This window comes from Oleiphilus sp. HI0066, assembly GCF_001635725.1.
This window is the reverse complement of record NZ_LWFH01001703.1, coordinates 1-1046: the sequence shown is the minus strand read 5'-3', so window position 1 is coordinate 1046 and position 1046 is coordinate 1. Positions and strand designations below refer to the sequence as shown.

The 1046-nt window shown below is 44.3% G+C and carries 1 protein-coding gene; it reads right to left on the bottom strand.

The window, feature by feature from the left end; genetic code table 11:
- A partial coding sequence (locus tag A3738_RS26700; RefSeq protein WP_082890161.1) for an imelysin family protein occupies positions 1–966 on the bottom strand: 966 nt, incomplete at its 3' end.
- Positions 967–1046: the final 80 nt, after the last annotated feature.

Here is a 1046-nt window from a genome sequence, read left to right as displayed (position 1 = left end):
AGTGTAAGAGCCAAGGTAAATATTTCTAATACCTAGTGCGTCGTTGAAGTGAGATGCATGCGTGTTATCTGCAAAGCAATCGTGCTCTTCTTCTGGGTCATGAAGCATTAGGCCAAGCTTGATACGTTCACCGGCAAGCTCGCCATAACTAAGACTACCCATACCTGTTAGCATGGTAGAAAGACCGCCATTATCACCTTTCGCAAGAAGTTGTTTGGTGGCTTCACCGTCTGCAGTCCATGCTGCAACAATATCTTCAAGATCAGAAATTAATAGTGTACTTGCAGCTTGAAGATACTCGCGACGACGGTCACAGTTGCCGTTAGTGCAGTTTTCTAGTGAGAAATCTGTTGCTGGACGTGCGCCCGCGCCTTGATTTGTTCCATTAAGATCTTGACCCCATAGCAGGAATTCAATGGCGTGGTATCCAGTTGCTACGTTCGATTCAACTTCATCAATTTCTTGAAGCTGTTCTGATAGCAACGCTGGCGTGATTGATGATGCATCTACTTCAACGCCACCAACGTTAAGCTTTGGATTGGCGATTATGTTTGCAGCGTAATATGGGTTTTCATCAGATTCAGTGCCATAACTAGCGTCAACGTAATCAATGAGGCCTTCGTCTAGTGGCCAAGCATTTACTTTGCCTTCCCAGTCATCAACATATGCGTTGCCAAACCGATATGCTTCGGTTTGTTGGTAAGGTACACGCGCTTCAATCCAAGCTGATTTTGCCGCCGCAAGCGACTCTTCAGATGGAGCGTCTAGCAAAGCTTTGATTGCAGTATCGAGTGTTTTTGCCGTGTTCAATGAGTCGCCATAGTTTGATTGAGCGATACTTACATATTGACTAACCACGTCAGTAGCCGTTGCTGTCTTTTGCGCTGGAGCTTCATCTACAGTACTGCACGCAGTGAGTAGAGCGCCTGAGATAATTGCAGCGCTAACAAGTTTAGTGTGTTCCATTTATTTCCCCAAAAAATGATTTATTTTTAGTTGTGCATGCCATGTTATTGCTAATGAGAATGATTAGCAATAACTATTTT